The sequence below is a fragment of the Halopseudomonas sp. MFKK-1 genome (genome assembly GCF_027474385.1).
In the GTDB taxonomy this organism is placed as follows: Bacteria; Pseudomonadota; Gammaproteobacteria; order Pseudomonadales; family Pseudomonadaceae; genus Halopseudomonas; species Halopseudomonas aestusnigri.
Genome location: NZ_CP114836.1, coordinates 2,752,674 through 2,774,769 on the forward strand (window position 1 = coordinate 2,752,674; position 22,096 = coordinate 2,774,769).

Annotated in this window: 16 protein-coding genes, 1 tRNA gene and 1 riboswitch; of the genes, 10 read left to right on the plus strand and 7 right to left on the minus strand. The window is 60.2% G+C overall.

The features are described from left to right. Positions 1-28: 28 nt before the first annotated feature. The 4 genes from clpX (at position 29) to O5O48_RS12900 (ending at position 6,497) form a co-directional block, all read left to right on the plus strand. The gene (gene clpX / locus O5O48_RS12885; protein ID WP_088274020.1) at positions 29-1,312 is read left to right on the plus strand and encodes an ATP-dependent Clp protease ATP-binding subunit ClpX; all 1,284 of its coding nucleotides are present in this window, start codon (positions 29-31) and stop codon (positions 1,310-1,312) included. Positions 1,313-1,498: 186 nt separating this feature from the next. Beyond that, complete coding sequence (gene lon / locus O5O48_RS12890) at positions 1,499-3,898, plus strand: endopeptidase La (RefSeq protein ID WP_233049803.1); 2,400 nt, start codon at positions 1,499-1,501, stop codon at positions 3,896-3,898. A 213-nt stretch (positions 3,899-4,111) separates the two neighbouring features. Continuing rightward, positions 4,112-4,384, plus strand: a complete 273-nt coding sequence (gene hupB, locus O5O48_RS12895) for a nucleoid-associated protein HU-beta (protein WP_088274022.1) — start codon at positions 4,112-4,114, stop codon at positions 4,382-4,384. Positions 4,385-4,622: 238 nt separating this feature from the next. After that, a complete protein-coding gene (locus O5O48_RS12900) occupies positions 4,623-6,497 on the plus strand; it encodes a SurA N-terminal domain-containing protein (protein ID WP_233049802.1) in 1,875 nt (624 codons plus the stop codon). Between the two features lie 310 nt (positions 6,498-6,807). Here O5O48_RS12900 and O5O48_RS12905 read toward each other — a convergent pair whose 3' ends face one another. Both O5O48_RS12905 and O5O48_RS12910 read right to left on the minus strand, forming a co-directional pair. After that, complete coding sequence (locus O5O48_RS12905) at positions 6,808-8,025, minus strand: OprD family porin (protein WP_233049801.1); 1,218 nt, start codon at positions 8,023-8,025, stop codon at positions 6,808-6,810. Between the two features lie 203 nt (positions 8,026-8,228). Continuing rightward, on the minus strand, positions 8,229-8,828 hold the full coding sequence (locus tag O5O48_RS12910) for an NADPH-dependent FMN reductase (RefSeq protein WP_269687230.1): 600 nt from the start codon (positions 8,826-8,828) through the stop codon (positions 8,229-8,231). A gap of 185 nt (positions 8,829-9,013) precedes the next feature. On the opposite strand from O5O48_RS12910, the gene O5O48_RS12915 reads away from it, so the two are divergent. Next, complete coding sequence (locus tag O5O48_RS12915; RefSeq protein ID WP_228246923.1) at positions 9,014-10,333, plus strand: Na+/H+ antiporter family protein; 1,320 nt, start codon at positions 9,014-9,016, stop codon at positions 10,331-10,333. 524 nt (positions 10,334-10,857) lie between these two features. On the opposite strand, the gene O5O48_RS12920 is transcribed toward O5O48_RS12915, so the two are convergent. Then, the gene (locus O5O48_RS12920) at positions 10,858-12,492 is read right to left on the minus strand and encodes a methyl-accepting chemotaxis protein (protein WP_088274026.1); all 1,635 of its coding nucleotides are present in this window, start codon (positions 12,490-12,492) and stop codon (positions 10,858-10,860) included. Between the two features lie 268 nt (positions 12,493-12,760). Here O5O48_RS12920 and rloA3 point away from each other — a divergent pair, with 268 nt between their 5' ends. Beyond that, complete coding sequence (rloA3, locus tag O5O48_RS12925) at positions 12,761-13,384, plus strand: retropepsin-like aspartic peptidase RloA3 (RefSeq protein WP_172409638.1); 624 nt, start codon at positions 12,761-12,763, stop codon at positions 13,382-13,384. A 33-nt stretch (positions 13,385-13,417) separates the two neighbouring features. Here rloA3 and O5O48_RS12930 read toward each other — a convergent pair whose 3' ends face one another. From O5O48_RS12930 to O5O48_RS12940, 3 genes are all read right to left on the minus strand, one after another. Then, a complete protein-coding gene (locus O5O48_RS12930; protein WP_228246924.1) occupies positions 13,418-13,945 on the minus strand; it encodes a DUF2058 domain-containing protein in 528 nt (175 codons plus the stop codon). An 84-nt stretch (positions 13,946-14,029) separates the two neighbouring features. Beyond that, positions 14,030-14,203, minus strand: a complete 174-nt coding sequence (locus O5O48_RS12935; protein ID WP_088274029.1) for a DUF2897 family protein — start codon at positions 14,201-14,203, stop codon at positions 14,030-14,032. Between the two features lie 68 nt (positions 14,204-14,271). Further along, positions 14,272-14,904 (minus strand): TetR/AcrR family transcriptional regulator, encoded by a 633-nt coding sequence (locus tag O5O48_RS12940; protein ID WP_233049798.1) that lies wholly within the window; start codon positions 14,902-14,904, stop codon positions 14,272-14,274. A gap of 144 nt (positions 14,905-15,048) precedes the next feature. Between O5O48_RS12940 and O5O48_RS12945 the strand changes: the two genes are divergently transcribed. The 3 genes from O5O48_RS12945 to O5O48_RS12955 all read left to right on the plus strand — a co-directional run bounded on the left by O5O48_RS12945 (position 15,049) and on the right by O5O48_RS12955 (position 19,358). Continuing rightward, the gene (locus O5O48_RS12945) at positions 15,049-16,104 is read left to right on the plus strand and encodes an efflux RND transporter periplasmic adaptor subunit (protein ID WP_269687231.1); all 1,056 of its coding nucleotides are present in this window, start codon (positions 15,049-15,051) and stop codon (positions 16,102-16,104) included. Continuing rightward, positions 16,101-19,136 carry an efflux RND transporter permease subunit gene (locus O5O48_RS12950; RefSeq protein ID WP_269687232.1) on the plus strand — a complete coding sequence of 1,012 codons (3,036 nt, stop codon included), beginning with the start codon at positions 16,101-16,103 and terminating at the stop codon, positions 19,134-19,136. The genes O5O48_RS12945 and O5O48_RS12950 overlap by 4 nt, the downstream gene beginning before the upstream one ends. A 145-nt stretch (positions 19,137-19,281) precedes the next feature. Further along, positions 19,282-19,358, plus strand: a tRNA-Asp gene (locus O5O48_RS12955). A 67-nt stretch (positions 19,359-19,425) separates the two neighbouring features. Here the strand turns inward: O5O48_RS12955 and O5O48_RS12960 are convergent. Further along, on the minus strand, positions 19,426-19,773 hold the full coding sequence (locus tag O5O48_RS12960; protein WP_228246809.1) for a DUF5064 family protein: 348 nt from the start codon (positions 19,771-19,773) through the stop codon (positions 19,426-19,428). Positions 19,774-19,933: 160 nt separating this feature from the next. After that, positions 19,934-20,163, plus strand: a riboswitch (cobalamin riboswitch). Positions 20,164-20,284: 121 nt separating this feature from the next. Here O5O48_RS12960 and btuB point away from each other — a divergent pair. After that, positions 20,285-22,087, plus strand: coding sequence for a TonB-dependent vitamin B12 receptor (btuB, locus tag O5O48_RS12965; protein WP_269687233.1), 1,803 nt, complete (start codon positions 20,285-20,287; stop codon positions 22,085-22,087). The last annotated feature ends 9 nt before the right edge of the window (positions 22,088-22,096 follow it).

The window sequence follows — 22,096 nt, forward strand, 5'->3', positions numbered from 1 at the left end:
GAGAGCGATTCAAGAGTAGGGGTTTTCGATGACCGATATGACTGGGAAGGGCGACGACAACGGCAAGTTGCTGTATTGCTCCTTCTGCGGCAAGAGCCAGCATGAAGTGCGCAAGCTGATTGCCGGCCCCTCCGTGTTTATCTGCGATGAGTGCGTTGACCTGTGCAACGACATCATTCGCGAGGAAGTACAGGAAAGTCAGACCGAGAGCAGTCAGCAGAAGCTGCCGACGCCGGTCGAAATCTGCTCGATTCTGGACCAGTACGTGATTGGTCAGCAGCGAGCCAAGAAAGTGTTGTCTGTTGCGGTCTACAACCACTACAAGCGGCTGAATCAGCGCCAGGGCAAGGATGATGTCGAGCTGGGCAAGAGCAATATTCTGCTCATCGGCCCGACCGGTTCCGGCAAGACGCTGCTGGCCGAGACGCTCGCACGCCTGTTGAACGTGCCGTTCACCATTGCCGACGCCACGACACTGACTGAAGCCGGCTACGTTGGTGAAGATGTTGAAAACATCATTCAGAAACTGCTGCAGAAGTGCGATTACGATGTCGAGAAGGCCCAGATGGGTATTGTCTACATCGACGAAATCGACAAGATTTCGCGCAAGTCCGATAACCCGTCCATCACGCGTGACGTGTCGGGTGAAGGTGTTCAGCAGGCGCTGCTGAAGCTGATCGAAGGTACTGTTGCGTCTGTTCCGCCGCAAGGTGGACGCAAGCATCCGCAGCAGGAGTTTTTGCAGGTAGATACCCGCAACATCCTGTTTATCTGCGGTGGTGCGTTTGCCGGGCTGGAAAAGGTCATCCGTGATCGCTCCGAGAAGAGCGGTATCGGCTTCAATGCAACCGTTCGCAGCAAGGACGGCGGCAAGAAGGTCGGGGATACCCTGAAAGATGTTGAGCCGGACGATCTGGTGCGTTTCGGTCTGATCCCCGAGTTCGTTGGTCGTCTGCCGGTCATCGCAACGCTGAACGAGCTGGATGAAGAGGCATTGATCCAGATTCTGACAGAGCCGAAGAACGCGCTGACCAAACAGTATGCGCGCCTGTTCGACATGGAAGGTGTTGAGCTGGAGTTCCGTAACGATGCGCTGAAGGCAATCGCCTCCCGTGCGCTGGAACGCAAGACTGGCGCCCGTGGCCTGCGCTCCATTCTGGAGAGCGTGCTGCTGGAAACCATGTATGAAATCCCCTCTGCTGAAAACGTCAGCAAGGTGGTCATCGATGAAAACGTCATCAGCGGCGACGCCAAGCCGTTGCTGATCTACGAAACACCGGAACAGCCGCCCAAGGCCGTGCCGGAAGACTGATCGTCGATGCTGCAGCGCCGCCCTCGGGCGGCGTTGTTGTTTTCGGGTTGCGGTTCTGCAACCGGATTGTCATTGATGCCGTTTCCGCGCTTGTAATTTTCCGCAGCAGCCCCCATGTTGAATCCATGACATCTACACGTATCGGTGCCGCATTGCAGGGTACCCTTCATCGAGCGAGCCTCTGCCATGACGACTTCTAGCGAATTCCCGCTCCTGCCACTGCGCGACGTAGTGGTTTATCCGCATATGGTCATCCCGCTGTTTGTCGGGCGTGACAAATCCATTCAGGCGCTCGACGCCGCCATGTCGGCCAACAAGCAAGTGCTGCTGGTTGCCCAGCGGGACCCGGGTGATGACGATCCGGGCCGCGACGGCCTTTACGAGATGGGCACCCTGGCGACCATCCTGCAGCTGCTCAAGCTGCCTGACGGCACGGTGAAGGTGCTGGTTGAGGGTGAACGCCGGGCCCGTATTACCGAACTCGACGATATTGGCAGCTATCAGCGTGCCGAGGTCGAGTTGCTGGATGACTCGGCGCTGGATGAGCGCGAGGCCGAGGTGCTGGTGCGCAGCCTGATGAGTCAGTTTGAGCAGTTTGTGCAGCTCGGCAAGAAAGTACCGGCCGAGGTTGTATCTTCGCTGTCCAGTATTGAAGAACCTGGTCGTCTGGTTGACACCATGGCAGCGCACCTGTCGCTCAAGCTGGATGAAAAACAGAAGATTCTTGAAATTCTGCCGCTGCGTGACCGGGTTGAGCACGTGCTTGGTGTTCTGGACGGCGAAATCGACCTGCTGCAGGTCGAGAAGCGTATCCGTGGCCGGGTCAAGAAGCAGATGGAGCGCAGTCAGCGCGAGTACTATCTGAACGAGCAGATGAAGGCTATCCAGAAAGAGATGGGTAATCTCGAGGATGGCCACAGCGAGTTTGATGATCTGCGTCGCAAGATTGACGAGGCAGGCATGAGTGAAGAGGCGCTGGCCAAGGCCAATGCCGAGCTGAACAAGCTGAAGATGATGTCACCCATGTCGGCTGAGGCCACGGTTGTGCGCTCCTACATTGACTGGCTGACCGCGGTGCCGTGGAAGAAGGCGACCAAGGTCAAGCACGACATCCAGCGCGCCGAGAAGGTGCTCGAAGAGGATCACTATGGCCTGGAAGAGGTCAAGGAGCGCATTCTCGAGTATTTGGCGGTGCAGAAGCGGGTACGCAAGCTGAAAGGGCCCGTCCTGTGTCTGGTGGGCCCTCCGGGCGTCGGCAAGACGTCATTGGGCGAGTCGCTGGCGCGTGCAACCAATCGCGAGTTTGTGCGCATGGCCCTGGGTGGCGTGCGTGACGAGGCCGAGATTCGTGGTCACCGCCGCACTTACATTGGTTCCATGCCGGGCAAGCTGATTCAGAAAATGACCAAGGCCGGGGTCAAGAACCCGCTGTTCCTGCTCGATGAAATCGACAAGATGGGGCAGGACATGCGCGGCGATCCGTCTTCAGCGCTGCTGGAAGTACTTGATCCCGAGCAAAATCACGCCTTCAACGATCATTATCTGGAGGTGGATTACGATCTCTCGGATGTGATGTTCATCTGTACTTCCAACTCGATGAACATCCCGGCGCCGCTGCTGGACCGGATGGAGATCATCCGCATTCCGGGTTACACCGAAGACGAGAAGATCAACATTGCCCAGCGTTATCTGGTGCCCAAGCAGACCAAGAACAACGGGCTGAAAAAGGGCGAGCTGACCTTCACCCAGGAATCGCTGCGTGACCTGATTCGCTACTACACCCGTGAAGCGGGCGTGCGTGGCCTGGAGCGCCAGATTGCCAAGGTCTGTCGCAAGGTCGTCAAGGAACAGTCTGCCGAGCGCAAGCCCAAGCCGGTGGTGCTGGACGAGGCGCTGCTTGAGCATTATCTGGGCGTACGCAAGTTCAAGTACGGTCTGGCCGAGGAGAGTGATCAGGTTGGTCAGGTAACGGGCCTGGCCTGGACCCAGGTGGGCGGAGAACTGCTCAGTCTGGAAGCGGTTGTGGTGCCCGGCAAGGGCCGCCAGATCAAGACCGGTTCGCTCGGTGACGTGATGCAGGAGTCGATCAGTGCGGCCCTGACTGTGGTGCGCAGTCGCGCTGCGAGCCTCGGTATTGCGGCTGATTTTCACGAGAAGAACGACATTCACATCCACGTGCCGGAAGGGGCAACGCCCAAGGATGGTCCGAGTGCCGGTATCGGCATGTGCACCGCGCTGGTGTCGGCGTTGACCGGGATTCCGGTGCGCGCAGATGTCGCGATGACCGGCGAAATCGCGCTGCGCGGGCAGGTTCTGCCCATCGGCGGGCTGAAGGAAAAACTGCTTGCGGCGCACCGCGGAGGTATCCGTACCGTGATCATTCCGCACGACAACGTACGTGATCTGAAGGAAATTCCGGAGAAGATCCGTCAGGATATCGAGATCAAACCGGTGAAATGGATTGACGAAGTGTTGGCTATTGCGCTGCAATACGCGCCGGAGCCCTTGAAAGAAGGGGTTGAAGAGATGGTGGCAAAGGATGACAATCGCGAGACTGATGAAAAGGGACGCATCAGTACTCACTGATAGGATCGTCAGAGTTTGGTGGGTGATGGATTCCGCTGTGGATGCTTTCACTGACCCGTCCAGAGTGCCGATGGCACTCCTTGACACGGTTTTTGACCGCTTGCTATAAAGCGGCTTCGACCTAAGCAGGTATGCTGACTGGCCACAGCTTTGCTAAGACCAAAAGCTTACATAATGACTAACTACTCATTGAACTAGATAAGGGGACTTAGAGTGAACAAGTCTGAACTGATTGATGCTATCGCCGCATCTGCCGATATTCCGAAAGCTGCTGCCGGTCGTGCTCTGGACGCCGTCATCGACTCCATCACCGGTGCTCTGAAAGACGGTGATTCGGTTGTTCTGGTAGGTTTCGGTACGTTCGCAGTGAAAGAGCGTGCAGCTCGCACTGGTCGCAACCCGCAGACCGGCCAGCCGATCGAGATCAGCGCTGCCAAGATCCCCAGCTTCAAGGCTGGCAAGGCTCTGAAGGACGCCGTTAACTGATCGCGTCCCTGATCTGATGTGACACATTCGGCACGTTTCGGATGTGTTTCGGGGGCGGTAACCAGGCTGCCAGTGATGGTGTCTCCAGCCGGTCCCGACAGTTAGCAGAAAGGCGCATCAATGTGATGCGCCTTTTTTGTTTGTTGGACAAATAAAAAACGACGCCGGAACCATTCCGGAGGCAGATAGCCTTAGGGTCGTACTTTGTAGATGCTTTGGGGGCATGATGCTGCAAAAAATGAGGGACAATGCACAGAGCTGGGTCGCCAAGGTGATCGTCGGCATCATCGTGCTGATTTTTGCGCTGACAGGGTGGGAATCCATCAACCGCTTCAGCAGCAAGGCCGATGAAGCAGCCGAGGTTAACGGAGAGCCGATTACCAAGCTTGAGCTGGAAGAGGCGGTCAGCCTGCAGCGTCGCCAGCTGATGCAGCAACTTCAGCAGATGGGTGGGCAGTTTGATCCCAGCATGATCGACGAAGCCTTTCTGCGCAGCACCGTGCTGGACAGCATGATCGAGCGGTCCGTGCTGATTCAGGGCGCCCGGGAAGCCGGCTTCGAAATCTCCGAGCAGATGATCGATCAGCTCATTCTGAGCACACCGGATTTTCAGGTTGATGGCAAGTTTGACGCCAACCGCTTTGATATCGTGATCCGCAACATGGGTATGCCCTCACGGATGGCCTTCCGTGATCTGGTGCGCCAGCAGCTGTTGATCACCCAGTTCCGTAACGGCTACGAAGCTACTGCGTTTGCCACGCCGGTCGAGGTGCGCCAGCTCAGCAACCTGGAAAACCAGACGCGTGATTTCGCCATGCTGGCCGTCCCGCTGGGTGAGATCGATGCCGACGTCAGCGATGCCGAAGTTGAGGCGTTCTACACCGCCAACGCGCAGCAGTTCATGACCCCCGAGCGCGTGGTGCTGGATACCCTGACCCTGGCACGTAAGGACTTCTTCGACCAGGTCGAGGTGGATGAAGAGGCCGTTCAGCAGCTGTATGAGCGCGAAATCGGCAACCTGGCCGAGCAGCGTCGTGCCTCGCACATTCTGGTTGAGGTTGGTGACGATGAAGCCGCTGCCAAGGCCCGCATCGACGAGGCTGCCGCACGTATTGCAGCCGGTGAGGATTTTGCCAAGGTTGCCGAAGAGATGTCTGATGACACCGGCAGCTCCCGTGATGGTGGCGATCTGGGCTATATCGTCAAGGGCAGCTTTGACCAGGCCTTTGACGATGCGCTGTTCGCCCTGCAGGCGGATCAGGTTTCCGAGCCGGTTCGCACCAGCTACGGCTTTCAGCTGATCAAGCTGACTGATCTCAAGGCGCCGGAGGTACCGTCTCTGGAGTCGATGCGTGATCAACTGGTGCAGGAGCTGAAAGTCGAGCAGGTTGAGCGTCGATTCGTGGAAGCGTCCCAGCAGTTGGCCAACCTGGCCCACGAAGCGTCCGATCTGAGCGAGCCGGCAGCGGCACTGGGTTTGACCATCGAGACCATCGGTCCGGTCGAGCGTCTGGGTGGCGAGGGTCTGGCAGCGAACCCGAAGGTCATGAATGCGGCGTTCAGCGATGACGTGCTGAACAACGGCTTCAACAGCGATCTGATCGAGCTGGATGCCGATACCGTTGCAGTTGTACGCGTGAAGCAGCACCTGACGCCGGAGCAGCGCCCGCTGGCAGATGTTCGTGATGATATCCGTGCACGACTTGCCACCACCAAGGCCGAGCAGGCTGCGGCGGCGAAGGCAGAACAGTTGATCGAGCAGTTGCGTGCAGATGCCCTGAGCATCGAAGCGGTTGCCGAACAGCAGGGACTCGAGTGGCAGCAGCATGAAGCTGTGACACGCGGCGAGAACCAGATTGATCAGGCACTTCTGCGCAACGTGTTCGCGATGCCCAAGCCGGATGGTGATCAGCCTGCCTACGCCAGCTTCAAGCGTGCTGCCGGTGGTTACTGGCTGGTTGCGCTCAAGGGCGTCTCGGTTGCCGAAGATGTGCAGTCCACGGACGCCGGTTCTGATCCCTTCGCGCTGTTTGTCGCCGGGCAGTCAGGTCAGCAGGACTTTGCAGCTGCCCAGCAGCAACTACGTAATGAAGCCGAGATCGAGCGCTACTGAGCGGGCGATCAGGGTTATGTGAAAAAAGGCGCTTCGGCGCCTTTTTTTATGGTTAATCATGGAATGTCGGAGTACTCGCCTGAGACGCCGTTGGCTGCCTCTACCCTGCGGCGCAGCGTCCGCTCCGCTGACCGTTGCTTACGGGTGAATACGAGCGAATGCTAAGGCTCCCGATTAACTGCACTCGCGTCACGTCCCTGCGTTAACGCCCTGGATGCGCGAGGAACAAAAAAAACCGCTGCGACCAATCGGGGGTGGCGCAGCGGCTAAATTCCAGGCAATCGTGTGGGGGGGGCTGGATGGAGCAGGATTACTTCAGGGCAATGCTGTAGCTCAGAATCAGGCGGTTCTCGTCGATATCCCGGGTGGCGTCGGAGCGGACCATCGCATTACGCCAGCGCAGCGCGAGGTTTTTGAACGTGCCGCTCTGAACGGTGTAACTGACATCGATATCGCGCTCCCATTCCTTACCCTCGGTGCCACCAACGTCGAAGTTGTCGCCGGTAACATAACGGGCAAAGGCGTTCAGGCCGGGGATGCCGAGCGCGGCAAAGTTGAGATCGTAGCGCGCTTGCCAGGACTGTTCGTCGGCCCGGGCGAAGTCGAGAATCTGCACATAGTTGACGATGTACGGATCGGTTTCCGCCAGATACGGGAAGGCGGTATCGCCGTCGCTGTCCTGATAGCCAACGCGGAAGGTGTGGGGGCCGGTTGCCGCGGACAGTGTCAGCGAAGTCAGTTGATGATCGATCTTGAGCGGCTGATTACCATCATCGCCGCTGTCGAACCAGGCCAGATTGACGCCGAGCTTCCAGTCTCCCACTGGCTGGGTGTGAATCAGATTGACCAGATTCTGGTTGTAGACGTCCTGAAGCTCCGCGCGCCAGAGGCCAATGGTGGTGTTCTTGCTGTTGAAGGCGTAGCTGCCGCCAAGGTAGTTGAAGCGATCGGATGCGCCGCCAACGGTGGAGCGGATGTCCTCCCGGTTGCTGCTGTTGCGGTAGTTCACCTCGCGCAACTGGCCGGCCTGGATATCGAGATTCTCGATTTCGTTGATGGCCAGGCTGGCGCCACTGAAGCTCTGGGGCAGCAGACGCGAGTCACCCGAACTGGCAATCGGCAGTTTTGGCATCAGGCCGCCAACCTTGAGTACCGAGTTGGACAGGCGGGCCTTGATTGCGGCCGTCGCCTCGCTGTAGCTGTCTGCGCCTTCGTCACCATAGGCATTGGCCAGCAGTCCGGAACCGGCACGCTCATCATCGGAATCGAGCTTGATGCCAAGGCCTGCGTAGACGTCGACACCCAGGCCCAGCGGGCCCGGCGTATAGCCGGATTCTGCCTTGAAGATGAAGCCCTGGGCCCATTCCTCCGCCTTGGACTGTGCGCCGGGATCTCTGAAATCGCGATTGAAATAGAAGTTGCGCAGTTGCAGTGACGCGGTGGCATCGTCTGCGAATCCCGCAGCCTGGGCACTGCTGCAGGCGATCGCCGCGGTAACGGCAAGCGCAAGGGGAGTCACATGCTTCATTGTTATTCTCCTGATGTGAAGTGTGGCATGGGTTACGCCGAGGGAAATAAAGCATGCGACCGCACGCTTGACCTTACGACCATCGTCGAACTGTCATGCGGGTGTCTTGAAATTGACCTGATGAAGTGGCAGCGGCGGCTCTGTGTCAGGCCCTGCAGGCCGCCAGGCTGGCGACCTGTACTTTAGTCTAATGCGAGCCCTGATCAGGACATGCCGTTGGCAAAAGCGGGGTTGCTCATGTCAATCAGTGGACGAATGCCGGCCAGGGCCCGGGTGTAATGCAGCAGCACATCGAGGTTGTAATCCAGCCGCTGACGCAGGCGCTCATCGGCTGCGGATTCGGGTTCTTCGCCGTTCATGACGTGGTTAACATCGCGCACGATGAGATGCTCGGGGATGTAGCAAAGGCGGCAATTCTTGTAACTGGAGGCGCGCAATTCGCTGATCGGAAAGGCGCCGCCAACCCCGGCAGAAATGCCGCCTAGCATGGCCGGCTTGTGCGCCAATTGCGCCTTGCTTGCATAAAGGAAGAAGTTCTTGATCGCCGGGCACGCCATGCCATGCCACTCCGGGGCGAGGATGATGACGGCGTCTGCCCGACTGAGGCGAGCCTCGTATTCTTCCCAGGGGCCACTTTCGTCCGCCGGCCATAGCGGGAGAGGGGAGCGACCCAGATCAATGATGGATACCGCGTCTGCTTCCAGATCGTGCGCTCGAATCAGGCGGTTGCCAATGAATCCGGCGACTTTGGCGGTTTGGCTATCAACCCGGCTGCTGCCGGCGACAATGACGATGTGATGCATGGCGGGCCTCTATTACAAAGTTGGAGGGTTACTGTACCCGATATGACTGCCGGGCCGCCTTTGGTCAGTGCTTTTTGACAGCGTCGGGGCAGTGGGGCAGAGTACGCGACCTTTGGGGCGCCTGCCTTCTGGCGTCGGTATGTGGTGGCCGTAAAGGGCGGCAGAAAAAACATGGGGAGTGTGCAATGAACGCAGTGGTAGCGGCTGTTGCCGTGATGCTGATACTGAGCCTGTGCCGGGTGCACGTGGTAGTCGCGCTGATCTTCGGCGCCTTGACCGGTGGCCTGCTGGGTGGGCTTGGTCTGGAAACGACGCTGAGCACCTTCCAATCAGGACTGGGCAAGGGCGCAAATATTGCTCTGAGTTATGCCTTGCTGGGTGCCTTTGCCGTGGCAATCGCCAAGTCGGGCCTGGCGCACGCGCTGGCCGATAAGGGGCTGCGACTGGTAGACAGCCGCCGAGAGGGCAGCGGCACGGTACTCAAGCTGATGCTGTTGCTGGTGCTGTTGGGGGTGGCAATATCGTCACAGAATATCCTGCCTATCCACATTGCCTTTATCCCGTTGCTGGTGCCGCCGTTGCTGTTCGTGATGGCGCGCTTGCAGCTGGATCGTCGCGCGGTAGCCTGTGCGCTGACCTTTGGCTTGATTACCCCCTACATGTTCCTGCCGGTCGGTTTTGGCGGCATTTTCCTCAATGACATTCTGCTGGCCAATGTTGCCGAAAGCGGCGTTGTGGTGGACGGTGTCAATGTCATGCATGCCATGGCACTGCCGGCGCTGGGCATGTTGTTCGGTCTGCTGGTGGCGGTCTTTATCAGTTATCGCAAGCCGCGTGCCTACGATGAACAGCGGATCAGCGAGGTAGAGCGTACGGAAAGCCGTTACAACCCGATGTCGCTGCTGGTTGCGCTCGCCGCCGTGGTCGCAGCCTTTGTCATTCAGCTGTGGCTGGATTCGATGATCATGGGCGCGCTCGCCGGCTTCGTGATTTTCTCGGTGTCGGGAGTTGTGCGCTGGCGTGAGGCTGACGGTGTCTTCACCGAAGGCATGAAGATGATGGCCATGATCGGCTTTATCATGATTGCCGCCGCCGGCTTTGCCGAAGTAATGCGGGCTACCGGCGCCATCGGGACACTGGTCGACAGCTCTGCGGCAGTGATTGGCGATAATCGTGCGCTGGCGGCGCTGCTGATGTTGCTGGTCGGGTTGCTGATTACCATGGGTATCGGTTCGTCGTTCTCGACCATTCCGATCATCGCGGCAATCTATGTACCGCTGGCAATGCAGTTGGGCTTCAGCCCGGCGGCGATTGTTGCTCTGGTCGGTACTGCTGCGGCGCTGGGTGATGCCGGTTCCCCCGCGTCTGACTCGACCCTCGGCCCGACTGCGGGTCTGAACGTGGATGGGCAGCACAACCACATCTGGGACACCGTGGTGCCGACCTTTATCCACTACAACCTGCCGCTGATCATTTTCGGCTGGATTGCGGTGATGGTGCTGTAACGCATCGAGGTGAAAAAAAGCCCTGCTCGGGAAACCGGGCAGGGCTTTTTTGTGGTTATTGGCGGAATGCCAGGGGCAAAAACTGTCGTGCTGTTTCCTGATGCGATATGCGAGGGGGTAGGCGGCGCGCAAGCAGATGTTTGATTTGTTCAGCATTGTGCTGCCACCGAGTCCCCATTTCGCCTTCACGGCGAGCCAAGGGGGGCTGCTTGCCCAGCCCCCCTTGGCGATCCCCCCGGGCACCCGGCTACGCGGCCCTGCGGGTTCGCTGCGTTGCTCCGCTTGGCAGGGGCCGGCAGAACTCGGCTCTGCGAGCCTCAGACAGGCTGCCGTCCTGTTTCCTGCCAACCCTGCGCTACTCGCCCGCGTAAACGGGACGAACCCCGGTGCACACTTCATCATTCGAGTATTCGGTTAACTGCCCTGGAATACGCGCTTGTCGCATTCCCACGGGCTGACTCGATGAATCACAAAAAAGCCCAGCCCGGGAATCCGGGCTGGGCTTTTTCGCTGCAGCAGTCCAATCAGATTCTGAAGCGGCGCACCAGCTCATCGATCTGCCGGCCCAGGCTGGCGAGATGTTGACCGGCCTGCGCGGTTTCGCGGGCGCCGTCGGTGGTCTCGCGGGCCAGTTCCGCCGCTTCGGTGACGTTGCGATTGACGTCTTCGACCACGGTTGACTGCTGGGTGGTTGCGCTGGCAATCGAGGCGTTGAGTGCGACCAGTTGCTGCATCGACTGGGCAATCTGTTCGAGTGCCGCGCCGGCTTCGTTCACCTGGTCTACGCTCGCCTGAGAGTGGCGGCTGCTTTCATTGATCACGCCGACGACCGTCTGGGTATTGGTCTGCAGCTTGCTGATCATATTGTGAATTTCTTCGGTCGACTGCTGGGTGCGCTGGGCCAGATTGCGCACTTCATCGGCCACCACGGCAAAGCCGCGACCCATCTCGCCGGCGCGTGCCGCCTCAATGGCTGCGTTGAGTGCCAGCAGGTTGGTCTGCTCGGCGATGTTGCGGATCACATCCAGTACCGAGGTGATTTCATGGGCATCGCTGGACAGGGTTTCCATATGCTGGACGGCGGTATTGACGCTGTCGGACAGCAAGCGAATCTCATGGATGGTCTGTTCGACCTGCTGGCGGCCGTTGGCTGCGCCCTGGTTGGCGTTTTCTACCTCCTGGGCGGCGGCGTTGGCGTTTTGGGCTACGTCCTGAACGCCGTAGGTGATTTCGTTGATGGCGGTGGCCATCAGCTCCATGCGTTCTGACTGGCGGCTCATGTCGCGCAGGCTGTTGTTGCTGATCTGGTCCAGCTGCTGGCTGGAGCTGATCAGTTGACGCGCGCTGTCACCCAGTTGGCCAATGATGTCGGCCAGGTTGCGGTTGAAGCGGTTGAAGTAACTGGCGATCTGCGACAGTTCATCGCGGGCGTCGTCGTCCAGGCGGCGGGTCAGGTCGGCCTCGCCACTGGCAATGCCGCGCATGGCGTTGACGATCTTGTCCAGCGGCTGGGAAATGCTCCGGCCGATGACAAACAGCAGCATGAACATGACCAGAATCACCAGGACGCTGACAACCAGTGAATTGATCAGCGCGTCGCGGAATTTGGCCTGCATGGCGTCAACATAGATGCCTGTGCCCACCATGTAGTCCCAGGGCTTGAAATGCTTGAATGCAGCGATCTTCTGTGAACCTTCCTCCTCGCCCGGTTTGGGCCAGGAGTACTGGAAGCTTGCGGTGCCTTCGCTGCGTGCCTTGCGTACCATTTCGGCGATGACATTGACGCCTTCCTGGTTGCGCATGGTGGAGAGGTCGGTGCCGACTGTCTGGGGAGCAAGCGGGTGCATGATCATGATGTTGTTCATGTCATTTACCCAGTAATATTCGTTCCCGTCGTAGCGCAGCGCAGCCAGTGCACTCAGGGCTTCCTTGCGGGCCTGCTCGCCGGTCAGTTCGCCGTTGAGCTCTTTCTGGTGATAGAAGGCCATGAGATCATGCGCAACCTCGACCAGATGGGTTGCCTTGACGATTTCGCCGTCGCGGATTTCCCGATGCAGGTTGGACAGCGAAAGCCCTTCTGTCATCAGGGTGCTGGCCAGGGCAATAATCATGATCAGCCAAACTCGCTGACTGATTCGAATGTTGCGCAACAGCTTCATGAAACCTCCGCACGCCTTGTGCTTGTGTCTATTATTTTTTTGTGGTGCCGGCAACGAATCCTGTTCGCAGTGGCCTTAAGGTTATCGGTTGAATACGTCAAAACCTGAGCGGTATTTTCCCGTCATCCGTGCTGGCGATTTGACTGCAAGCGAGCCGGGCTTGCAAGGGGTTATCTGTTTTTGTGATCTTTGCTTATAAGGTGCGCGGTGTCGCACGCTCTGTTTCGCCGGCTGCAAGGCTGGTGGTCAACCAAGGTAAGGGTATCTCATGCGGTCAGTAGTGAAAGTGGCAGCGTTATCGGTTGGTCTGTGGTGTGCCATGGCCGGAACGGGTGTGTCGGCGGCGGATGAGCCGGTTCGGTTCGGACCCAGAGTCGTCGGGTGGATCGAGAAGGGCCTCATTCTGCCTGAATACACGGCGGTCAAGATCAAGGTGGATTCCGGCGCACTGACCTCGTCGATGCATGCGGTCAATATCGAGGAGTTCGAGCACATGGGCCACGAATGGGTCCGCTACGATGTGCCGGTGCGTGATGCAGACACCGACGAGATGGTCACCATGCACTTTGAGCGCCCGGTGTTTCGCCGCATTCTGGTGCGCGGTGCGGGTGGGTCTGATCGCCGGCCGGTGGTCAAGATGTCGATCTGCATGGGCGACCGGGTTTACGAGGAGCAGTTTTCCCTGCGTGACCGGGGTGACATGAACTATCCGGTGCTGATTGGCCGCCGCACCATTGAGCATGTGGGGCTGATCGACGTTTCAAAGACCTTTATGCACAAGCCCAGTTGTTCCGAGGCCGACTACGATCAGGAGCGTCAGCGACAGCACGATCGTGAGGAGAAGGGGGCGGGTAACGAGCCGATGACTCCGGCTGGGGAAGTAGACGCCTGAACAAATCGGCCGCCCCTGGGCGGCCGATTTGCTTTACCACATCAGATCGTCGGGGATTTCGTATCCTGCGTACGGATCGTCCTCTGCAGGCGTTTCTTTCTTCACTTCTGCAACATGGACAGGCCAGTGGGGGGCGCGCTCGCGGACTTTTTCGGCGATGTCCAGGGGGATCAGCACGAAGCCGCCTGACAGCCGGGTAATGCCCAGGCGACCGCGGCTGAGCAGGCCGAACTGGTCCTCGGTAACGTGGATCTTCTTGATCTTGTTCTTGCTGACGAACTGATAGGGCGTTTCGCCACCGGTGCGATCGACCACGTTCTGTTCGATCATCTGCTTGGCCTGGGCTTCGGCCGCCTTGCGTGCGGCTTCGGCCTGGCGCTGCTGGTTCAGTTCGCGGTCACGTTCGGCCTTTTGTTCGCGGGCTTTTTGCGCAGCGCTGGGGCCAGCGTCACCAGCCGGCTGGGCCTTGGCTTCCTTCTTCTTGGCGCGTTGCGCCTGCTTGAGTTTCTTCTCGTCGACCAGTCCGGCCTTGAGCAGTTGAGCTTGTAGTGAATTGACCATGGTTTGTCAGCGTCGTGTAGATGCGGCGCCGCGGCGGCGCCTGGTTGAAGTCTGGCGTATCAGCGGCATAGTCTACCGCGTTGTTCAGCGCTTTTCTTCCTCGGCTTCCTCAGCCTTGAGCTGCGCTTCGCGGGCCTTGACCTTGGCCAGTGTCTCCGGGCTGACACGGTTGCTGCCGGCGTTGTCGCGCAGCAAAAGCAGGCTGCCGATTATGCTGCCCAACGCCAGCACCATGAAAAGCCATCCATACCAGGGCATGGGATTCTCCTTGGGATAAATACCTGACCCATCATGGGCGCAGCCACTGCGGATAACAAGCCCGGGGTTCAGGCACGCATGGAATGGTTGAGCATCTGCAGGGTGTAGCCAATCAGCTGCTCGGCGGGCATTTGTGGCTGCTCACAGGGGTCTGGCTGGCGTGTCTGCAGGATCACGCCATGCAGCGCACCACGCAGGTAGCAGGCCGTCAACACGGGGTCTGCCACGCGCTCAGGGTGCAGACTGCCGTCGGCGACACCATCGGTGAGTGACTGGATCATGCAGGCCATCGACTGGTCGTAGCAACTGGCCAACTCCTGCAGCTGCTCATCGCTGTCGACCAGATGAGAAAAGGTGCTGGCATCGGTCAGCAGGTCGAAGTAGTCCGGCGCCTCAACGCTGAACTGGTAATAACTCCAGCCGATACGCTGCAACTGCTCCAGGCCGCTGCCGCCGGCTGTCTGTGCGGCCTGAAAGCGCGTGAGCAACTGCTGTCCGGCGCGCAGCATAAGCCCTCGCATGATCGCCGCCTTGTCCTTGAAATAGACATACAGGAGGGCGCGGCTGAGCTGCGCGCCGCGGGCGATCTCATCCATTGCGGTGCGTTCGTAACCCTTGCTGAAGAAGCACTGTTCGGCACTGTCGAGAATGCTTTCCCGGCGTTCCTGCTTTTCCCGTTCTCTGCGTTCGTTGGCGCTCATCGGCTCTCTCGATTGCGGTAGTAAAAAACAGTCTGTCATTTGTTGACAATATGTCAATCTCTGACAGAGTGTTAATCAGGTTTTCTTTCCGGGAGCAGGATGATGGTCTGTGCATCAGGTTGGCAAGGGCGGTGTGGTCATTTCTTGGCGCTGTCTTCAGCGTTGATAGCGAGTCTGGCGCTGGCGGGTTGTCGCGCAGAGGGTGTGGACGGACCGGTTGTGGCTGCGCAGGAGCTCGTGCCGGTCAGGGTCGCGGAGGTCGCCGCAGCCGATCAGGCAGAGATGCTGCATTTCGCTGGCAGCGCCCGGGCCCGGCAGCGCGCCAGTCTGACCTTTCAGGTTGGCGGCACGCTGGCGAGCCGACCGTTGCAGCTTGGGCAGGCCGTTGCCGCCGGCGACGTTCTGGCGACGTTGTATAACCCTCAGCTCGAGCCGGCGCGTGATGCAGCCCGGGCGCGGCTGGCCGAGCTGCAGGTGCAGGCAGCGCAGGCGCGCAGAGATCTGCAGCGTACCGAGCAGCTGTTCCAGCGCGGCGCACTTTCGAAGGCCGATCAGGAGCAGCAGGCGGCGCGGCTGGAGGCGCTGCAGGCCGGTGTTCGGAGCGCCCGGGCAAGTTTGCAGCAGAGTGAACGGCTGAACAGTGAAACCCGTATGCGCGCGCCTTTCGACGGCACCATCGAAGACTTGCTGGTCGAGCCCGGCGAGTTTGTCGCCGCAGGTCAGCCGGTGTTGCAGATGGCGGCGAGCGGCGGTGCCGAGGTAGAAGTGCTGGTGCCGGCAGAGTTGCTGCAGGGGCTTGAGGTCGGTCAGGTGGTGCCGGTGTGGTCGGTGCTTCGTGATGTGCAGCTGGAGGGGAGGCTGGCAGAGATCGGTCGCGGTGCGTCGATTGGCTCGGTGCTGTATCCGCTGGTGGTCAGCCTGGATGCGCAGGTCATGGCCGGGGAGGCACTGGAGGTTGGTCTGCATCCGGTGCGCAAGGATGGCCTGAGCGTTCCCCTGGCTGCGGTGATGCGCTCGGCTGAGGGGCTGTCGGTGTTTCGCCTGGCAGGGGAGCGGGTAGAGCGGGTTGGCATCGCGGTTGCCGGCTTTGAGGGGGAGCGAGCGCTGATTGGTGAGGGCGCATTGGCTGCCGGTGATCAGGTCGTCTACGCCGGCCTCAGCCGATTGGCTGACGGCGACAGCGTGGAGTTGCTGCCATGAACCTGCGCCGCGTGTTGCGTCCTCGTCTGCTGGGTATGGTGGTGGTGATGCTGGCGCTGCTGGGTGTTGCGTCCTACCTGACCATGGCGCGACAGGAAGACCCCAGCTTTCCGTATCGGGCGGGTTTGATCACGGTGATTTACCCCGGCGCGGTGGCCGAGTCGGTCGAGCGTCTGGTGCTGGAGCCCTTGTCCGATGAGCTGTCGCAGGTATCGGAAGTCGATTTCATCAAGGCTACCGCTCGCACCGGCGTCGCGCTGGTATCCGTCATGCTGGATGACAATATCTACGACACCGATGCGGCCTGGGATCGTGTACGTCAGGCAATGACGCGCGCGGAGCTGTCGTTTCCCGCCGGGGTGCGCAGCATCGAGCTGGATGACCGGCTGCTGGATATTCCTGCGGTGGTGTTGGCAGTGCGTGGCGATGCATCGGTGGTGCGCCTGAGTGATGAGGCCGAGCGCCTGAAGCGCCAATTGATGGATCTGCCGGGGCTGGCGCGGGTTGAACTGTATGGCGATACCGAGGAGCAGATCACCATCGCGCTGCACGATGCCGAGCTGCGCCGGCTCGGTTTGTCGCCGCAGGCGCTGTCGAGCGTGCTGGCGCAGCGTAATCAGGTTATTCCCGGCGGCTTTGTTGTGGTGGGTTCGCAGCGGCTCGGAGTGCTGCCCAACAGTGAATTTGTTGATCTGGACGCACTCAAGGCGACCCAGATTCCGCTGCCGAACGGCGGCAGCGTGCCGCTCGCAGCCATCGCTGATATCTGGCGTGGTCCGGTCGAGCCGATTGGCGAGCGGGCCTGGTTTGATGGTGATCAGAGCGTTCTGGTCGGGCTGATTCTGGAGCGGGGGCAGGTCGACGCTATCCGCTTTGGCGAGCAGTTGCGTGCGCGGCTGGATACCTTGCGCCCGGAGTTTGCGCCGCTGCAGGTCGACGAAATGTTCTTTCAGCCCGATCAGGTCAAGGAGCGGCTGGAGGGGCTGGAGCAGAACCTGCTCAGCAGTGTGCTGATCATCGTCGCTGTGGTGCTCCTGGGGATGGGCTGGCGGATGGGAATTCTGGTGGCAGCCATGCTGCCGCTGGTGGCGCTCATCAGTCTTGGGCTCTACGACCTCGGTGGCGGCATCCTGCACCAGATCGCGGTGATCGGGATGGTCATCTCGCTGGGTATCCTGATCGACAATGCGATTGTCATGGTCGAGAACATTCAGGATCGCCTGAATGCCGGCGAGGCCCGCTGGCAGGCGGCCTTTGGTGCGGTGCGCGAGTTGGCCGGTCCACTGGGCGCGTCTACCGCCACCACGCTGGCAGCCTTTACGCCGATGCTGCTGTCGAAGGGCGGAACGGCAGATTTTACCCGCGGGATTCCGGTCATGATCATGCTCACGCTGATCGTCAGTTATCTGCTGGCGATCAGTGTCGCGCCGATGCTGTCAGGGCACTTTCTCAAGGCGGCTGCGACGCGCATGAACCCGCGGATGGAAGCCTTTTCGTCAGCTCTGGCGCGGCTCAGTGAGCGCGCGCCGAAGCGCATGCTGCTGCTGGGCGCCGGGGTGGTTGCACTGAGTCTGGCGCTGGCTCCGCTGGTCAAGCTGCAATTCTTCCCCAATGCCGACCGGCCGCAACTGGTGGTCGAGCTGTTCATGCCGGAGGGGACGGATCAGCGCTATACCACCGAGGTGGCAGCCCTGCTGGAAGGGGAATTGATGGCGCAGCCGGGCGTACTGTCGGTGCATCGCTTCGTGGGTGCTACCGGCCCGAGTTTCTATTACAACCTCAACCGCTATCCGAAGGCGCCGAACCGTGCCCGGCTGGTGGTCAACACCAGTGCGCTGGGAGATACCCCCTCGCTGCAGCATTGGGTGCGTGAGCGCGTGTCTACGCAGTGGCCGGAGCTGGATGTGGTAGCTACCACTCTGGGTCAGGGGCCGCCGCGCGAGGCGCCGGTCGAGCTGCGGGTCTATCACCACGATGATCGTCAGCGCATTGCCGCCGCCGAGCAGCTGTTTGCCGTACTCAAGCAGGTTCCCGGCGCGGTAGACGTGCGTCACGATATCGACCTCGGCGTACCAACGGTCAAGATTGAGGTGGATGATGCCCAGGCGCAGCGCTTTGGTCTCAGCCGCGCGGACGTTGCCCAGGCGCTGTTCCGCCAGAGTCTGGGGACGACGGTGGAACAGTACCGTCAGGAGCTGGACCCGATCCCGATTCTGCTGCGCACCCATGAGGGCAGTCAGCAATCGTTGCAACGTTTGTTGTCCGCGAACGTTTTCAATGCCGCAGGGCAGGCGGTGCCGCTGACCGCGGTTGCGAGGGTGGTGCCGGCCTGGCAGCCGGCGAGTATCCGGCAGCGTGATGGCGTGCGGGTGCTGACCGTTACTGCGGGGCTGGAGCAGGGTTTCAGTTTCAGTCAGGTGCTGGGTGGCTTGCAGGCGCGGCTGGCGGATGCCGTGCTGCCGGCAGGGACCCGGCTGGAAATCGGCGGTGACAGCGAAGGGTCTGGCGACGCCAACCGTGCGCTCTTTACCACGGCACCGATCGGTATCCTGCTGCTGTTGTTCTTCCTGTTGCTGCAGTTCAATTCGTTCAAACGTCTTGGCATTGTTTTGCTCACGGTCCCGTTGGCCAGTGCCGGGGTGTTGCCGGGGCTGGTGTTCTCCGGTGTGCCGTTTGGCTTCCAGTCGTTGCTTGGGGTGATTGCCCTGGTCGGTATTGTGGTCAACAACGCGATTGTGCTGATCGATGTGGTCGATCAGGGACTGGCGCAGGGCAGGGCGATCGATCAGTCGGTGTCGGATGCCGTGATGCGTCGAACCCGTCCGATTTTGCTGACCACCGCCACCACCATCGCCGGGCTGCTGCCGTTGGCATTCTCCAGTTCGACACTCTGGCCGCCGATGGCCTGGGCGATTATTTCGGGGCTGCTCGCGTCCACGGTACTGACATTGCTGGTGGTTCCGGCGGTCTGTCGGCTGTGGTTGCGACCGGCAACCCCGTGGGCGGAAAAGGCGGCAATGCAGATGAACTGAGTGCCGAACGGGCACACTGAAGAAATTTTCAATAAATCGTCTGCAAGTGCTTGACTCGGTTGGTGGAATCTATAGAATGCGCGCCAGTTCCGACGGACAAGTTGATCGACTTCAAGGCGATTTACGGCGTTCGGAAGAACGATGCGCAGCGGTAGTTCAGTTGGTTAGAATACCGGCCTGTCACGCCGGGGGTCGCGGGTTCGAGTCCCGTCCGCTGCGCCATTATTCAAGAAGCCCCAGTTCGCAAGAACTGGGGTTTTTTTGTGCCTGTTTTTCGGTCGCCTCGGTGCTAGCCCAGATGGCCGGGGTCAATTGGCTCGCCGTTCCAGGCATGCAGCCGCGCGCGGATATCTTCGAACATGGCGTCATATTCATGGTGCGCTTTCAGTGACATGAACTCCGGCGTCAACACTCCGTGGCGGCGCAGAATATGATCAATATTGCTGGCGAAGTTGAACGCCGTATCGCGTGGCAGCGAAAAGTGTTCGTGCACCTCGGCATCGTTAATCGTGCCATCGACGCTGAACTCGACTGCACGGCACTGGTCCGCGATGGTGTAGTGAATGTCGATGCTGAACCCGCTATCGCTGGGCAGCAGGCGCATACGGTTGATATGCAGGTGGCCCGGTTCAAACATGTCTTCCTCCTGGGCAAGGTGGGGACGCTCGACCAGTTATAGGCCTAATTGAGTGTCGGGGAAACTGTTGTGCTGAAAGCGTGGTGCATCCGACGGTCGTTTGGTAGGAGGCGCCGGGGGTATGCCGAGCCCGAGCTTGACAGGGCGGGAGGTGGCCACTACTCTCTGCCGCGCTTCAGGTGCCCTCCATCTCGAGGAGGGTGAAACTGGGAAGCCGGTGCGTCTGCCAGATCAGACAATTCCGGCGCTGCCCCCGCAACGGTAAGCGACGTCCGCCTATTTGGCGAGGCGCCTGATAAACGCCACTGTGCTCGATGCATGGGAAGGCTCAGGTCGCCGGACTCACGTCCACTCGCAAGCCCGGAGACCGGCCTGATGCCTTTCACGACAGTGCGGTGGGCGCTGTAGGTGTACGGCGTCTTCCGTTGTGTTCATGCCGTGTTCCTGCCGTCTCCGTCTGTCCCGATTCGACAATGTCGTACGGGTGGGTACGACGGAGCAACCACACAGCATGACTATTCCTGTACGCGCCCCTCTGGCGCTGGGCCTTATTGGCCTTTCTTCCCTTTCTTTCGCCAGCACCCTGGATCTCGGCAGTGATGTTGTCACTGCCACCCGCACCAGTCAGGCCAGCAGTATCGCAGCCACCACCGTGTTCGAGCGGACCGACATCGAGCGGTTGCAGGTCAATACCGCTGAAGAGCTGCTGCGCCGCGCGACCGGGGTCAACCTGATCAACAACGGCGGCCCGGGCAAAAGTACCTCGCTGCAGATTCGCGGCAGCAACGACAAACACGTGCTGGTGATGATCGACGGCGTGCGTATCGGCTCGGCGACCTCCGGCGTTGCCGCACTGCAGAACCTGCCGGTTGAGCAGATCGAGCGGATCGAGATCGTCCGCGGCCCGCGCTCCAGCCTGTATGGCTCCGAGGCCATTGGCGGGGTGGTGCAGATCTTCACCCGCAAGGGCGGTGATGGCCTGACGCCGTACTTCTCGACCACTGTTGGCAGTCGCCAGCATCGCGCCGCTACTGCCGGTGCGTCCGGTGGGAATGACAACGCCTGGTTCAACCTGGGTGTCAGCAGCCTGGATACCGAAGGCTATGATGCGCGCCCGTCGCGGGAAGTGGACCACGATGGTTACCGTGAGCTGTCGGCCAATCTGTCTGGTGGTTACCGGTTTGCCAACGGCTTGCTGCTGGATGCCAACCTGCTGCAGGTCGAGTCGCACAACGACTACGACTCCGGCAACAAGGCCAACGCCGACAGTGTGCTCAGCGCGTATGGCGTGCGCGCCAAATATTCTCCGGTGTCTTTCTGGGATGTGACGCTGCAGGTCGGCCACAGTGAGGACAAGAACGAGAACTTCAAGGGCAGCACCTTTGACACGCGTTATGACACGCGACGCGACAGTGCCAGCTGGCAGAACAATTTTGCCCTGAGCGAAAACCAGTTGCTCACCGTCGGTTACGACTGGCAGCAAGACAGCATCAGCAGCAGCGTCGATTACCCCGAGGACAGCCGCTACAACCACGGCCTGTTTGCCCAATATCTGCTGCACGCCGGCCGTCACGAATGGCAGCTGGGTCTGCGTCACGACGACAACGAGGCCTACGGCGAGCACACCACCGGCAGTGTCGGTTACGGCTATGCGCTGACCGACAGCATCAGCCTGACCTCCAGCTATGGCACGGCCTTCAGTGCGCCAACCTTCAATCAGTTGTACTTCCCCGGATACGGCAATCCGGATATCCAGGCGGAAACCTCGCGCAACATCGAAGTGGGCCTGCGTGGCCAGCACCGCTGGGGCAGCTGGTCGGCCAACGCCTTCCGCAATGATATCGACGACATGATTGCCAGTGTCCGCGTGGGTGGGGTGTCGATGGCCGAGAACGTCGACAAGGCGCGCATTACCGGTCTGGAACTGGAAGTGCTGACCCAGCAGCTGGGCTGGAACTGGCAGGCCAACCTGACCCTGCAGGACCCGGAAAACCGTTCCAGCAGCGCCAATGACGACCTGCTGCTGCGCCGTGTTCCCGAGCAGATCTTCAACCTGGATGTCGACCGCCGCTTCGGCCGTATCGGCCTGGGTGCGAGCGTTCACGCCGAGGGTCGGCGCTGGGACAACGCGACCAACACCAGCGACCTGCATGGCTACAACACGGTCGAGCTGCGGGCCGAGTACTGGCTCAGCCATGCCTGGCGCGTTCAGGCGCGGGTCAGCAACCTGTTCGACAACGAGTATGAAACCGCCGCGACCTACACGCAGCCGGGCCGCGCTGGGTACCTGACCCTGCGTTATCAGCCGCTGTAATCGCGTTGT